The sequence below is a fragment of the Bacillus sp. FSL K6-1033 genome (assembly GCF_038630765.1).
Lineage (GTDB): Bacteria > Bacillota > Bacilli > Bacillales > Bacillaceae > Bacillus > Bacillus altitudinis.
This window is the reverse complement of the sequence record NZ_CP152041.1, coordinates 3,632,240-3,647,416: the sequence shown is the minus strand read 5'-3', so window position 1 is coordinate 3,647,416 and position 15,177 is coordinate 3,632,240. Positions and strand designations below refer to the sequence as shown.

13 protein-coding genes and 1 pseudogene are annotated in these 15,177 nt (G+C 39.3%); 9 read left to right on the top strand and 5 right to left on the bottom strand.

The genetic code is table 11. From position 1 onward, the window contains the following. Window positions 1-25 precede the first annotated feature (25 nt). The 3 genes from MHH31_RS18685 to MHH31_RS18675 all read left to right on the top strand — a co-directional run bounded on the left by MHH31_RS18685 (window position 26) and on the right by MHH31_RS18675 (window position 1,641). Window positions 26-616, top strand: a complete 591-nt coding sequence (locus tag MHH31_RS18685; RefSeq protein WP_342495116.1) for a Crp/Fnr family transcriptional regulator — start codon at window positions 26-28, stop codon at window positions 614-616. A gap of 71 nt (window positions 617-687) precedes the next feature. Further along, window positions 688-1,029: a darcynin family protein gene (locus MHH31_RS18680; protein WP_024718485.1), complete on the top strand. Its 342-nt coding sequence runs from the start codon at window positions 688-690 to the stop codon at window positions 1,027-1,029. A gap of 105 nt (window positions 1,030-1,134) precedes the next feature. Next, window positions 1,135-1,641 (top strand): LURP-one-related family protein, encoded by a 507-nt coding sequence (locus MHH31_RS18675; RefSeq protein WP_096882109.1) that lies wholly within the window; start codon window positions 1,135-1,137, stop codon window positions 1,639-1,641. An 83-nt stretch (window positions 1,642-1,724) separates the two neighbouring features. Here the strand turns inward: MHH31_RS18675 and MHH31_RS18670 are convergent, their stop codons facing one another. Together MHH31_RS18670 and MHH31_RS18665 are read right to left on the bottom strand one after the other, a co-directional pair. Further along, a complete protein-coding gene (locus tag MHH31_RS18670; protein WP_096882108.1) occupies window positions 1,725-2,030 on the bottom strand; it encodes a nucleotide pyrophosphohydrolase in 306 nt (101 codons plus the stop codon). After that, window positions 1,996-3,669 (bottom strand): DUF2075 domain-containing protein, encoded by a 1,674-nt coding sequence (locus MHH31_RS18665; protein WP_342495115.1) that lies wholly within the window; start codon window positions 3,667-3,669, stop codon window positions 1,996-1,998. Before MHH31_RS18665 ends, MHH31_RS18670 begins: the two co-directional genes overlap by 35 nt. A 153-nt stretch (window positions 3,670-3,822) precedes the next feature. Here MHH31_RS18665 and MHH31_RS18660 point away from each other — a divergent pair, with 153 nt between their 5' ends. Continuing rightward, a complete protein-coding gene (locus MHH31_RS18660) occupies window positions 3,823-4,683 on the top strand; it encodes a LysR family transcriptional regulator (RefSeq protein ID WP_342495114.1) in 861 nt (286 codons plus the stop codon). A gap of 39 nt (window positions 4,684-4,722) precedes the next feature. On the opposite strand, the gene MHH31_RS18655 is transcribed toward MHH31_RS18660, so the two are convergent. Next, complete coding sequence (locus MHH31_RS18655) at window positions 4,723-5,619, bottom strand: PhzF family phenazine biosynthesis protein (RefSeq protein ID WP_342495113.1); 897 nt, start codon at window positions 5,617-5,619, stop codon at window positions 4,723-4,725. Between the two features lie 253 nt (window positions 5,620-5,872). On the opposite strand from MHH31_RS18655, the gene MHH31_RS18650 reads away from it, so the two are divergent. Further along, complete coding sequence (locus MHH31_RS18650) at window positions 5,873-8,059, top strand: Ig-like domain-containing protein (RefSeq protein WP_342495112.1); 2,187 nt, start codon at window positions 5,873-5,875, stop codon at window positions 8,057-8,059. Between the two features lie 119 nt (window positions 8,060-8,178). Then, window positions 8,179-9,189: a hypothetical protein gene (locus MHH31_RS18645; protein ID WP_342495111.1), complete on the top strand. Its 1,011-nt coding sequence runs from the start codon at window positions 8,179-8,181 to the stop codon at window positions 9,187-9,189. Between the two features lie 49 nt (window positions 9,190-9,238). Here MHH31_RS18645 and MHH31_RS18640 read toward each other — a convergent pair whose 3' ends face one another. Beyond that, entirely contained in the window at window positions 9,239-9,949 is a 711-nt protein-coding gene (locus tag MHH31_RS18640; RefSeq protein WP_342495110.1) for a GntR family transcriptional regulator, read from the bottom strand. A 154-nt stretch (window positions 9,950-10,103) separates the two neighbouring features. On the opposite strand from MHH31_RS18640, the gene MHH31_RS18635 reads away from it, so the two are divergent. Together MHH31_RS18635 and bglA are read left to right on the top strand one after the other, a co-directional pair. Then, window positions 10,104-12,002, top strand: coding sequence for a beta-glucoside-specific PTS transporter subunit IIABC (locus MHH31_RS18635; protein WP_342495109.1), 1,899 nt, complete (start codon window positions 10,104-10,106; stop codon window positions 12,000-12,002). 9 nt (window positions 12,003-12,011) lie between these two features. After that, window positions 12,012-13,451, top strand: coding sequence for a 6-phospho-beta-glucosidase BglA (gene bglA, locus MHH31_RS18630; protein ID WP_342495506.1), 1,440 nt, complete (start codon window positions 12,012-12,014; stop codon window positions 13,449-13,451). A 51-nt stretch (window positions 13,452-13,502) separates the two neighbouring features. On the opposite strand, the gene MHH31_RS18625 is transcribed toward bglA, so the two are convergent. Beyond that, window positions 13,503-13,664: a hypothetical protein gene (locus tag MHH31_RS18625; RefSeq protein ID WP_025208294.1), complete on the bottom strand. Its 162-nt coding sequence runs from the start codon at window positions 13,662-13,664 to the stop codon at window positions 13,503-13,505. Between the two features lie 160 nt (window positions 13,665-13,824). On the opposite strand from MHH31_RS18625, the pseudogene MHH31_RS18620 reads away from it, so the two are divergent. Next, window positions 13,825-15,058 (top strand): annotated as a pseudogene (locus MHH31_RS18620) (TerD family protein). Window positions 15,059-15,177: the final 119 nt, after the last annotated feature.

Here is a 15,177-nt window from a genome sequence, read left to right as displayed (position 1 = left end):
CCATTACTAGAGAGGTAACTTACAGATGGATAAAATAACTAACCCATACGACACGTTCAAAATCAAAATATCGAAATATCCAATTGAACAAAATCATTGGCAAGCCTTTAAAGATGGAACAACGATTAAACAATTAAAAGTGGGTACATGCGTGATCAAGGCTGGCGATCCAGTGAAGCATGCCTATTTCTGCATAACAGGTCTCTTCCGTCTCTTCTATTTGTTACCGGATGGAAGGGAGTACAACGTGGCTTTTACGTTGGAAGATGATTTTGCTACTTCTTATGCAAGCATGATCAACGGGCAGCCTTCTCCTTATTCGATTGAAGCGATGGAGGATTCTATCGTGATTGAAATTCCGTATGATCTACTTCAAATGTTGATGGACAGAAGTCATATGTGGGAGCGGTTTGTTCGGGTGAGTGTTGAAAGGCTGTATACGAGAAAGGAAGAGCGTGAGAGGGAACTGCTATATTTGCCAGCCATTGAGCGATATCAGGCGTTTTTATTGAAATATCCCGGGTTACATCAGCGTATCGCTCAATATCATATTGCCTCATATATCGGTATTTCTCCGGTTTCGCTGAGCAGGCTGCTGCATCCTGCTGAACATTAACCTATGTTAATGCACATTCTCCAGATCTGGCGTACAATCATCACATCATAGAAGAATCGAGGGGCTTGATGATGAAATATATGATGGTTGTTTTATTAGAGTTCTATCCATCTTGGCTTGCTTTACCACGAGAGGAGCGCAGAACCCATGCGGCTTCGCTGCAAGAGTTGATGCAGAAATATGAGGAACATGTGACGGTGCGCTTTTTTGATGCTGAGGCTCTTCCAGGTAAGAATTACACAGATTTTGTGATGTGTGAAACAGATGACCTGAAGTTCTATCATTTTATGTGGGAAGAGATTAGAGATTCTATTCCTTATACAAGTGGTTATGTCAAAATGAAAGAGGTCATCATGGGAATGGAAGATGCTTTTCAAACATATGAAAAAGAATCTCTGAAAATGGATCAGTAATCGAAAACCACCTGCTATCAGGTGGTTTTTTGCACATTCTATCTTTTGGTATAATCAGGGGTAAGGTAAGAACGGATAAATTTTTGAACTGAATCGGAGGTACTTATGAAGCAGCTGTATATGAAGCAAAAGGTATTTAGTCTGAGCGGCAGGTTTACGGTAAAGGACCAACAGGAGAATGATGTATATGTGGTCGAAGGCAGCTTTATGAAGGTGCCAAAGACGTTTACCATTTTGAATACAGAACGAGAAGTCATTGCTGTAATCACGAAGAAAATGTTTAGCTTTTTACCGAAGTTTTTAGTAGAAGTCGGTGGGCAAGAGGTATTGACGATCAAAAAAGAGTTTACGTTCTTCAAAGCAAAATATTCAATTGATGCTGCTGGTATCGAAGTACAAGGGAACTGGTGGGATATGAATTTCCAAGTGCTGCAAAGCGGCGAAGTGATCGGTCAGGTAAAGAAGGAATGGTTTACTTGGGGGGATAGCTACAAGGTGGATATTTTGAAAGAAGAGATGGAGCCTGTGATGATTGCATTGGTTGTTGCGATTGATTGTGTGAAAGCGGATGAAGCAGCGTCTAGGTCTTCGTCGACGACAACGATGAATTAAATTATAAATTTAAAATAAAGGCCGAAATGAAGAAGAGTGTTATGAGCCTCTTCTTCATTATAATTAAAACAAATCAGGTTTCTTTACTTCTCAATGGGATATTTCTGTCCATTTTTTATTAACTTGTCTTTAATTATTTCTTTCACATTTAGATTAAGGTCTGAGCAAAGCATTAGTGAATATATTAAGATATCTGCTATTTCCTCTTGAATATTAACTTCGTTTGCCTCAAGAGCTTCCTCATTATTTTTCCATTGGAAGTCTTCAAGCAGCTCAGCTGCCTCTATCGAAATTGATATGGCCAAGTCTTTTGGATTATGATATTTTCTCCAGTTTCGATCATCTCGAAATTGATTAATCGAATGTATTAAATCTTTGATCTCGGTCATATATGCCTCCCCCTTTTAATTCTTGTAGTTTTCTCCTCAATTTTTCATCTGTTGCATAAATATAAAGCCCGTGAATGCCTCTCTTCATCAGAACGTTAATTGAGTTTAGTATAATCTTTTCTTTTGCCTGTTTGATTTCCTCTTCTGACATGTCACTTCTGGATGTGAATGCACCTGTATCTTTATAATTTGACGTGTCAATGAGAAGTTCATCCTTTTCTTCATCATAGCTGATAGAAGGGCCAAGTATGACGCCGACATAATTTAAATCAAATCCTTGAACTGTATAAATTGAGCCCACTTCTCTAACTGAATCTGCATGTTCAGCCCATGTCCATTTATCATTTGTAAAATTCCATGGCATATTGATACCGTCTTCATCTACAATATAGGCAGCTCCATCTTTTTTATGTAAAAAGTCAAAGGTAGATACAATGCGGGACAAACCTACTTCATTATCTTTTTCTTGAATGGCAGTTTTAAATTGATTAGGATTCTCGAAAATTTTGAGTTCGAAAGATTCTTGTTTTTTAGGCAGAGTTAATAATCGTTTTGAGACAAACTGGTCAATCCATTTCAACGTATCAGTATCGGCATGCATACGCATCTGTTCTGTAAGTTTCACAGTCTTGGCATGGTATCTGTTTGTTATTTCCTCGAGTAATTTTTCATTCCAGTAGCTCTTAATTTTGAGTACCTGTTTTGGATCAAAAATGACAATGGTGATTTTACTTCGTTTGATAATCTCCTCTAGTTGGTTTTGATAATGGAAGTTATTGTACTTATCATCTTTTGTTAATAAAAGGTGGGCTTCATCAATTAACACGATGTCAGCCATATCACCTGACTTTGTCATCTGATTGATAAACGAGGTTGGTCTCATAATTTGTTTCTTCTTCAGATTTGGCAGACTTTTTGCGATATTTTGATATGTTTTAAGCATTTCCGCATGATTCACAAGTAAATAATTGTTCTTTTTGTTTAAGATAGATTCCATATCGTTTGATAAGTCTTGGATCGTATTAAAGAGAGAACTTAGTAAAACACTTTTCCCAGTTCCTGCATCACCCTCTATCGAAATCACATGGTGACCGGACTGTTTGATATGCTCTTTACAAAAAGATAAGATTTCATTTTTAATTTCTACTTGTTGAGGTGATAATTCTTTATAGGGAGACAGTTTATAAATATCTCTATTTTTTAATGCATCAATTGAATGAGTAACGATCTCCTCTTTTTGAAGTTGCGTCCATATCTCATTAAAGACATATTCATTGTAAAAGTCTTTCTGATAATAATGGTGCATCTCCCTGGATCGCGTCTGGCTAACATTTTTTAATTGAAAACGATTTTCCGCAATAAAGTAGTTTATGAGATTTGTCTCAATATTATAAGAGGCAGATTGATGAAAGCGTTCATGTCCGATCAGAATGGTTTTGGTTAGTTTATTCTTATTCTTGTCTTTCAAATGATCTTTCAAACGCCTGCTAGCTTGGACTGACTGACCTATATAAGCAGATGGTCTCTTCTTTTCATCATAAAGAATATAGACAATAGGTTGATTATGAAATACGGTGGTTCGTAAAGATTGAATTTGATCTGTCATAAAATCGCATTTTTCAATAAAAAGTTCACTCATTTAGCAAGCCCCTGTAGTCTTTTTGCCTATTATCGTATCATAAATTTAGCAAAATATCTCAGTGGTTATAGGTGAAAATTGAATTTCGAGATGAATCAGACATTTTGATCTATTTTTCAAATTACAATATGAAAATACGAGGTGAGCAAACGAATGACATTCCCATACAAAGTATTTCAAACAGTCGTCGAATGCGGCAGTTTTACAAAAGCCGGTGAGAAGCTTGGTTTGACGCAGTCGGGTGTGAGTCATAATATGGCGAAGCTTGAGTCAGAACTTGGGATTGTGCTGCTTCATCGGAATCGAAACGGGCTGTCGCTGACAGATGCAGGTGAACGAGTGATGCCCCATATTCGCCAAATCATTCATCATGCGTCATTGCTTGAGCAGGAGGCGGCGTTGATTCAAGGGATGGAAGTGGGGAGTATCAAGATCGGCACGTTCTCTAGTTTTTCTTCAAAAATGCTTCCGCAGCTCATTCATCGTTTTACGAAAAGTTATCCCAATATTCAATTGGAATTATACGAAGGCGGCTATGAAGAGATTGAAGAGTGGATCGCATCTGGCACAGTTGATCTTGGGTTTTTAACACAGCCATCTAGAGATTTGGAAACTGTTCCACTGTTTCAAGATGAATTGGTGGTGCTCATGCAAAAGGGTCATCGTTTTCATACAAAGAAGGTGATGGAAGTGGCTTCGTTCCGAGATGAACCATTTATTATGCCAAAAGCGGGCTGTGATCGACTCATTAAGAAATTATTAAAAGAAAGAGGCGTAAAACCCCATGTTTTATTTGAGATTGGGGACAACAATACGCTCATCTCTATGGTTCAGGAAGGCCTTGGGCTCACGATCATTCCGAAGTTGATTTTGCCGCCTCAGGTGCCTCATGCGAACGTAATTCCACTTGAGACCCGTGTTTATCGCGAAATCAATATGGCGTTTAAATCTTTTAACGCAGCCTCTCCCTCTACTAAAAGATGGATTGAAGCAGTCAAAGATCATTTTAAATAGATTCAGCTTGAACGAGAGTCTCTATTCAAGCTGATCAATTTATAGCGTGATCACCCCACGAATGGTAATAATCGCTGCACCTGCTACTTTAATGACCGGCTTTGCTTCATTCGGAATGACCGTAATACGAAGCAATCCTGGTCTGCCGATTGCATCACCTTGGGCAATGCGCAGATGAGTGGTTTCTTGCTGAGGAATGATCCCTTCCAAATACAGATATCCGGCCAATGCCCCGTTGGCTGCTCCCGTTACAGGATCTTCGGGTATACCAATGCCAGGTGCAAAATCCCTTGTATAAAGATCACAGTCTTTTGTGGATTGAAACGTATAAAGATGAGTCGTTGTGATATCCTGCTCTTTATTCATTTTTCCTAAAGCTGCTAAGTTTGGTGCTGCTTGATCAATGTCATTCTGGTGTTTCAGCGGAACCAGGAGATGCCAGTTTCCGGTGTTTGCTAATTTTATAGGATAGGATGGATCAATCCTGTCACTGCTTATACCGAGAATATCACTAAGCTCTTCTACATCGATGATAAAATCTCGCGTCTTTGGCGTGACCTGTGTCATCTCGACATCCACAACTTTGCCATTCTCTTCGTGCCATACAACGGGAACATGGCCGATCTTTGTTTCTAACACCACCCCTGATTTTTCTTTAGCCATCCCTAGCTCCGTCGCTAAAAGCCAAGTCAACCCAACCGTCGCATGCCCGCAGAAATTGACCTCTTCGGTTGGAGTGAAATATTTCACTCGATAATCGGCTTTCTCATCATGTGCCGGCAGCAAGAAAACGGACTCGGGTAAGTTCAACTCCTTGGCGATATTCTGCATCTCATCCTCCGTTAACCATTCCCCATCCAACACCACCCCAGCGGCATTACCTCCAAATTTCTCAGTTGTAAACGCATCGACATGATACACCCTAATATCTTTCATCTGACGAATCCTCCTAAACATATTGTTATGTTCATCATAAGTGTGTAGGATGCATTCGTAAAATGAATCTTTTTGATGTGATGAATTTGTATGATTCATGCAAAATAAAAAAGCGATCGACATCACCCTCTATATCTATGAATATGGATTTTATATAAGTCTTTAGGCTCAACATTAAACCTTGTACCTATATTGGTTAAAATATATAATATTTGTATATAAACACATTAATAGGAAAAGAGAGGATATATTTATGAAAATAGTCCTGAAAGTAGTAGCTTCTATTCTTTGTATGATGATGTTGAGTTTTCATATACAAGAAAATGTGAGTGCCGCAGAGGGTGGAACAATAACAACAGTTGATCGTTATCAATATGGTGATGATTATCTGACAGGTAAGACAATTCCTAACGCAATCGTTGCATTCGGAGATTGGGGTCTTCCTAGAAACTGGAAATCTAGATATCACGATTACGCAAAAGCAGATAGTAAAGGAAATTTTAAATTGTTTTCTGGTAAAGCGACTGCTGGTCAAACTTTGAATTTAGATACGTATGATCAAAGCGGTACCTTACTTGCATCAAATAACGTATATGTATTCAAAGGCTCTTTTAGCTCTTTAGATGATATATATGATACTTCTCAAGAATTAACTGGGAAAACAGTGAAGAACACAAAAGTTGAGGTCATGCAAGATGGTAAAGTGATTGCGTCAGGGACATTCAATGATGCCATCCATTTAAAGCTGCCACCTGTATTAACTGCTGGAACATTCCTGACAGTCAAAATGACAACTGGCAGCAATATCGACGTATATAAAAAAATCATTAATCCTAAGAAATTTTCACTTGGCCCTACGACAAAATGGTCTAAATCATTAAAAGGTCAGACAGGTATTCCTTACGCTAAGATCATCTTTGCTAACAATGAAACAAACGACATTATTAAGTCCATGATAGCAGATGAGGAGGGTAATTTTGAGTTTAATGTAGACAAAGCAACCCTAAAGGCCTTAGACCGAAACAAGGTAAAAATTATTGAACCAGCTTATGACAACGTTTTGATAAGGGATTTCTTTTATGTTAAGTCGACAGCTCCAACATTGAACCCGTTTACGCAGTTATCAACATCAGTGAGTGGAACCGCCACTCCAGATAGTATCATAAAGGTATTAAATGGAGAGGGGCAAGTCATTGGAGAAGGTCAGACAGACTCTAATGGTGTCTATGACGTTACTGTTTCAAAATTAATCGGTGGTGACTTAATTACAGTAAAGACTTTCATGGCAGATAACCCAAGTGAAACAGATCAATCTCAAGAAGATGTACAGAAAGTTTATGTAGAAGATATAGATGATTCGAGTGATACAATTAATGGTTTCAGCACCTTTGGGTCTAATGCTGTTGTAGAAGTACAATCAGATTCTACAAATAGTACAATAAAAGCCGTGTCCAAGCTCAGCACAAGTTCCACAAAAAAGAAATATGGCCCATTTCCAATCACCCCAGGGAAAAATTTTAAATTAAAAACGGGAAAATTAACAAAAGGTTCTAAAGTAACGATCACGTTGCAAAGCGGGAAGAGGAAGGTTTCCCTCCCAGTCGTAACCGTCAAAAAAATCGTCACATCTCCTCTTGCAGCATCTCAAGTGAAGGTGACGAACAATAAAGGGAAAAACGATACGGTAACGATAAAAGGAATCAAAAAACAATCCGTTATCAAAATCTTTAAACAAGCTTCTGGTGGAACAGCGATTGCTCAGCAAACTGCATCGAGCTCGAACATGACGATTTCCGTGAAACAATTGGGTCAAACAAGTGGAACGCTTTATATCAGCATGAAAGAGCCTGGTCTAAAAGAGGGAAATCGAGTACCAATTCGCTATCAGGGTGAAAAATCAGATGCTCTAAAAGTCAACCAGGTCAAAATCAATAATCTTAAAAATAAAAAAGACGTCATTACAGTGAGTAAGATTAAGAAAAAAGACGTCATCAAAGTCTACTCAACAAACGGTAAATTACTTGCCACATCAAAACCGGCGAACAGTTCATCCATCAAATTGTACGTCAAACAAGTTGGGGCTAAGAGCGGCAAAGTATTTGTTACACGAAGCAGTGACAAGATGTTGGAAAGTGGCAAACAGGCTGTTTCTTTTAAAGGTGAGCCAACCTCTGCATTAAAAGGCAACCAAATTAACATCGTCAACAACAAGAAGAAAAATGACGTGATCACCGTTAGTCAATTAGCGAAACAGGATCTTGTTAAAATCTATAACCAATCAGGAAAATTAATTGGTCAGTCAACGGTTTCTAAAGGTAAGGTTGTGAAGGTGACCATCAAACAACTAGGCGCTAAGGGCGGAAAGATTTACGTCACGGTTACAAGAAAAGGCATGTCAGAGAGTAGTAAGACGGTAAAGTCGTTTAAGGCTGAGAAGTAGATTTTCCCAATAATTTGTAACACTTCATTTCTATAACAATCGTCATTCGTTTTATGGGTGACGATTTTATGTTCAGATCGTATTTTTTTAATAACTCTAATCATAGGATGGTGCCAATCTTGAAAAAAATAAAATATGTCGTCCTAACGGCTATTATCTTTTGTTGCAGTATGTGGTCTTCTAGTGTTCAAGCTCAATCCGGTTATTTCAACACATATACAACGTATACTGGAATGTCAGGCTCTGGATTCTACACCTCTATGCAAGGAATGTGTGTCGACCGTAACAATAACATGATTTATGCTGCAAAAATAAATACTTCAACCCAGCTGACACAATTGTACTCTATTAAAATGAACAGCTCGTCAAGCAACAGAACAGTGAAGCTTCTTAAAAACTCTGATACGAATAGTACTAGCTATGATTTAGGACATGCCAATGACTTAGCTGTCAAAGCCCAAAAAGGAGATGAGCAAGTTAGTATTTATGTAGCCCCTATGACCGATGGTGTCAAGTATGTAAAAAAGATCGTGAAGCTACAAGTGAACACGAAAAAAAGTACATACAAAGTGGCTAAAGCCTATGTCCTTCAGTACCAAGGAACGAATTTATCAATTAGCGGCATCACGTATTCTGTTGGAGCAGACAAATTTATTGTGAGGTCTGGCAATCGCTTTTTCATTGGAAATTTTAATGATCAAACAGGAAAATTTGAGTATGAGGCCACATTTACATTAAATTATACAAAAGCAGTGATCAATCAGTCAGTGGTAGATGTTTCGAAGTACATTCTTCAAGGAATTTCTTTTTACCAAGGAACATTATATGTCCCTTTATCTAAGCCAGATACCAACGGAGGGGCTTCTAATGTGAGTGTTATTCTCACGTATCCGTTTAATATCAACCAAATGATCAAAGAGCAAAAGGGAACAACAACAAAAGATTTTTCAAAAGAGTTGTTTACTAGAAATGACCTATCTTTCCGAATAACGAGCAGTGCATTTACTCTTTTTGAGATAGAAGCTGTTGATTTCGATGACGGAACGTTATATTTTAATACGAATCGTGGGAAAAAAGGGACACAAGAAGATATGATCGCAACATTCAATGACTATAACTACTACAAATGATGCCAGCATTAAAAAAAGCTCCTCAAAAATGAGGGGCTTTTTCCTTTCATCACCCATAATAATTATTCGCCTGAATAAAAAATTGGGATTGCATGTAGTTATACGTGATTTTCGAGAAGTCGAAGGGCTGTCCGTTTGTGAGATGGAAAACGGTCTCAACGCGGAGGGCAGGATCGTCTTGTTTAAGTCCGAGATGCTTCGCTTCAGTTTCGTTTAGTTTGCCTACTTGCAGGTACATGTCAGAAAAGCCCACTTTAAGACCAAGGCCTTCACTAATGAATTTAAATACAGAATCGGCTGCAATTTCTGTGTTGAGGTAAGGAATAATGGTTTTCCGGTAATAGGACTCTTCTAAACATAAAGTTTGTCCATTGATGTAACGAATGCGTTTAAGGTAGAAAACATCCTCATCTAGTTCAATGTTTAAATTCAGCGCAGCTTCTTCTGGCGGTTTGACGGTATCTAACGTGAGAACTTCTGATGTCAGTTGAAATTCCTCTAAATCTTTTTTAAACCCTTGGTTGGATAATAGGCTAATATAGCCTTTGCGTCTATGCCTTCTCACAAAGATGCCGCTGCCCCTCACCTGATAGACAATCCCTTTTCTTTCGAGTAAATCTAATGATTTGATAATTGTACTTTTGCTCACAGCAAATTGATTCATGAGCGTCTCAAGCACAGGGAGTTTGTCTCCTTGCTGCAGCTCATTTGTGACAATATATTTTTCAATATCGCTCGCAATTTGTTGATACTTTAACATAGCCATTCCTCTTTGTTTTCACGATTTATTGTCTTTGTATTATAGCACATCTCGATTTCTCTTTGATATGCAAACTCAAATTATATATGTATTGATAAATTGTACCGGCATAATTATAATGTACATATACTAGTAGTGATAAAGGGGGGGTTATATGTCAAAAGTGAGGGATTATCAAAAGCTTGCAGAAGACATCTTAGAAGCAGTTGGCGGAGAAGAAAATGTGGTGAGTGCCGCAAGATGTGCCACGAGGCTGCGTTTGGTGCTGAAGCGTTCTAATCCAAAGGCAAAAGAAGCAGTCAACGCCATGCTTGGCGTCATTACAGTGGTGGAAAACGGTGGTCAGTTTCAGGTTGTGATCGGTCAGCATGTAGGTGAGGTATATGAGCATTTTTCCAACCTTATTCAGCTCCAAACGTCGGATGATGACCAGCCGAATGAAAACAAAGGAACGATACTGAATCGGGTCATTGCGACCATGTCCGCTGTGTTTGCGCCATTTGTGTATATTTTAGCCGCAGCTGGTATTTTGCAAGGTGCACTTATCTTAATAAATTTGATATTTCCAAGCTTCTCGAAAACAGGCACTTATGAAGTGTTTAGCTTTATTTCTTGGGCACCGTTTACGTTCTTGCCCATTTTTATTGCGATAACTGCAGCCAAGCATTTCAAAACGAATATGTATATCGCGGTTGCTTGTACAGCTGCGCTTGTCAGTCCTTCTTGGACAGAGATTGCCGGACGTGTAGCATCAGGGGAAGGTGTGACCTTTTTAGGGATTGCGTTATCTGAAACGGTTTATACATCATCCGTCTTGCCACCGCTTTTCTTAGTATGGATTCTTTCCTATGTAGAAAAATTCTTAAACAAACGAATTCATGAGGTCGTCAAATCGCTATTTGTCCCATTTTTATGCATGGTCGTCATGGTTCCGTTAACCATACTATTAATCGGTCCTCTTTCGACAGCAGGTGCAAATGGGATTGCAAACGGATACAATATTTTAGCTGAAAATGTACCAGCTCTGGCAGGGGCCATTATCGGCGGTTTCTGGCAAGTACTCGTGATTTTCGGTGTTCACTGGGGCATCACGCCAATGGTACTTGCGAACTTTGAACAATATGGACGTGACTCCTTTCAGGCATATCAAACCATCGCTGTTATCGCTCAAGTCGGTGCGGTGCTGGGAGTTATTCTAAAAGCAAGAAATCGGGAAACACGGAAAGTTGGGGTTTCAGCTGGAATCACAGGACTCTTCGGTATTACGGAGCCTGCGATTTACGGTGTCACCTTACGTTTTAAAAAGCCGTTTATTATCGGGTGTATTTCTGGAGCGGTCGGTGCCGTTGTGGCCAGCTTCTTTACGCCTTATTACTTTGCATATGCAGGACTGCCTGGCCCGCTGACCATTGTGAACGGAATCAGTGCAGATTATCCAACGTCTATCATTGGTATTTTGATTGGTGTGGCCATTGCGCTCATTTTACCAGTTGTGCTTATTCAAATGTTCGGATATGGAGAAGATACGGTAGAACAGTCAGCTGGTGAAACACCTGTTAAAGATCAAGACGGAGAAACGACAAATACTTCTATGAACAATGAAGAAATGATCACGGCTCCACTTACAGGAAAAATGCTTTCGTTATCTAAAGTGCCAGATGCCGTATTTAGCTCTGGGGCGATGGGGAAAGGTTTTGCCATTCATCCGACCGATAACAAACTGTTTGCACCGTTTGATGGCAGTGTCGTCATGCTTGCACCAACAAAACATGCGATTGGTCTGCGTTCTGAATTTGGTGTGGAGTTACTTGTTCATGTAGGAATTGATACGGTCTCTCTAGATGGATCGGCATTTACACTCAATATCAAAGAAGGCGACAAGGTGAAAAAGGGTGACTTGTTGATGACATTTGATCAGGAAGCAATTGAAAGCAAAGGATTACAAACAATCACACCTGTTATCATTACCAATACCCAAGCATACGAAGATGTGATTGTAGAGAAACGTTCGACATGTCAGCCAACTGACGTCATGATGACAATTGTGAAATAGGAGGAATAGATAATGACTTTACCAAAAGATTTCTTATGGGGCGGGGCATTAGCCGCTCATCAATTCGAAGGTGGATGGAATGCAGCTGGCAAAGGGCCGAGTGTTGTAGATGTGATGACAGCAGGTGCTCATGGTGTACCAAGACATATCACGGAAACGATAGAAGAAGGAACTTTTTATCCAAACCATGAAGCCATTGATTTCTACCATCGTTACAAAGAAGATATCGCCATGTTTGCTGAAATGGGATTAAAATGCTTGCGAACATCGATCGGCTGGAGCCGAATTTTCCCTAAAGGGGATGAAGAAGAGCCGAATGAAGCAGGCTTACAGTTTTATGATGATGTGTTTGATGAACTGATTAAACATGGAATCGAGCCTGTCATTACGTTGTCTCACTTTGAAATGCCCCTTCATTTGGCAAGAGAATACGGCGGATTCCGAAGCAGAAAAGTCGCTGAATATTTCGCGAAATTCGCGGAAGTATGCTTCAATCGTTACAAGAACAAGGTCACGTACTGGATGACATTTAATGAAATCAATAACAAAATGGACGTCAACAACCCGTTGTTCCTTTGGACAAATTCAGGGGTATCTGTCAAAGAAGGCGAAAATGCCAAAGAAGTCATGTATCAAGCGGGCCATCATGAATTGCTTGCAAGTGCATGGGCAGTGGCAAAAGGAAAAGAGATCAATCCGTCCTTTCAAATTGGAGCGATGGTGTCCCACGTGCCAATTTATCCATATTCCTCAAACCCAGAGGATGTCATGCTGGCAGAAGAATATATGAGACAGCGCTATTTCTTCCCAGATGTCCAAGTGCGTGGCTACTATCCAAGCTACGCGTTAAAAGAATTTGAGCGCGAAGGCTATCACATTCCATTTGAAGAAGGCGATGAAGAAAGTTTAAGAAAAGGAAAAGTAGATTACCTTGGCTTTAGCTACTACATGTCAACAACGGTCAAAAGCGATGCAGTATCTGATCACAACGGAGACATTGTCAATGGAGCACTGCCACATGGTGTAGAAAATCCGTATATCAAATCAAGCGACTGGGGCTGGTCCATTGATCCGACAGGCTTAAGATATACATTGAATCGTTTTTACGATCGCTATCAAATCCCTCTATTCATTGTGGAAAATGGCTTTGGTGCCATTGATCAAGTGGAAGAAGACGGCTCTATTCATGACTCAGAGCGAATTCAATATCTCGCTTCTCATATTCAAGCACTGAAAAAAGCGGTTGAATATGACGGTGTGGACCTCATCGGCTACACACCTTGGGGCATCATTGATATCGTGTCATTCACAACCGGTGAAATGAAAAAACGCTACGGCATGATTTATGTTGACCGCGATAACGAAGGTAATGGTTCAATGAAGCGTCTTAAAAAAGATTCGTTTACTTGGTATCAAAACGTCATCGCAACGAATGGTGAAGAAGTGTAATAAAGAAATGACTGGCCCGGATGAGCGTGGGATTCGCTTGTTCGGGTTTTTTTATTTCCTATGCTTCAATGTAGCCTGAATACAAAGAAAAAAGAGAGTGATCACAATAAAATAATTCATTGGATTGTGAAAGATATTGATGCTAAATGCTAATTGAAGAAGAATCCAAAAACCGAATATCACTGTAACAGCTGGGATGATTTTTTTATACACATTGATTCTCCTTTCGAGAGTAGTTTGTTTTTAGGTGGCATTGTCTCATATCATTGCAGAGATGAAAAGAGAGAAAGATATTAATAGGTTCCATTGCACAATTTGGTATAATTGGTCTATAAAAACGATAAATGGTAGATAAAGAATAGGAGTTGTTGAAATGAATCAAACTCTGCAAATGGGTGCCAATACCGTACTAAACTCTCCAAAGGGGCAATTATCCATCAGTTATGAAGTGTCATCTTCAATTGATATTTCTTTAAGCGTTTCTCTTAACAGATTCAAATCTAGTTCAAGGAGATAATGGCATTATTTTTTACAATCAGCCGGAGAGTACTACGGGTGTCGCGACACTTTTACCAGCAGAGATATCAGATCAGTTGAAAAGACATCAATTGAATTTTGATATGAGCAAAGTGCCTGTCGGAATCACAAAGATGGCTATTACACTAACAGAGGATCGAGGAATCGGCTTTTCTCATGTGAAGAATCTGCAAGCAGAAATTCGAACAGGTGATGAGGTGCTATACCTAACACCAGTAAGCTTTACAAATGAAAAGGGTATTGTCGTAGTAGAGCTATACATAAGAAATAGTGAAACGAAAGCACGATCCATCTGGCGTGGCTTCGATTCTGGATTGGAAGGGCTATGCAAGCTTTATGGGGTGGAGGTTGAACCTGATGAACAGGATGTTTCTACACCTCCTCAAATGGTTTCTGAAAAACAAATTAATGAGCCTGCTCCAATGAAAACAGCCGCTAAAGAGAAAGTCGCTGCACCTATTAGCTTAGAGAAAGTTCAAGGTAAAATTAGTCTAGACAAAGGTCATAAACCGATCATCATTGAAAAAACACCAGAGATTACGGCTACAGTATCTTGGGAGTCTGGAACCGATTATGATATTTACGCATTGGTCTATACGAAGTCAGGAAAACAAATAGATGTGGCCATGTTTGGCGCAAAAGGTGTTCCCGCGCTCAAAAGTTACGGTAACGGGGCTGTTGAGCATATGGGAGATGTCGGTAGAGATCGTGAATCAATGAAAACAGAAGTCATTAAACTAAGGTTAAATGATGATATCCTTGCGGTGGTACCCGTTGTTTACTCTGCTCAATCAAATGGAACAGGTTCTTTCTATAGATATAGAGTGTCTATGAGTATCGATAATCATCAAGGAACGTCTGTCACGATTCACGCGAAACATGCAAATGACAATGATCGAATTTATTCTTGTGTTCCAGGTATTCTTCAAAACACAAATGATGGCGTGATCATCCGTCCACTAGAGCTTTACAGTAAACCAAACTCTGAGCGTAGACCGAAGTTAAAAATGAAATATTCAAATGAGATCGATGTTTTGATGGATAAAGGACCAATCAATGACTATAAGTAACGTGAACATGTGGCTAGACAGAGTATAATGAACTGTCTGGCCTTTTCTATATCCCTACAATTGATAAACTCGTTTATCCAAATGAGAGGGTAAATTGAATAGAGAGTTCATTCCATTTT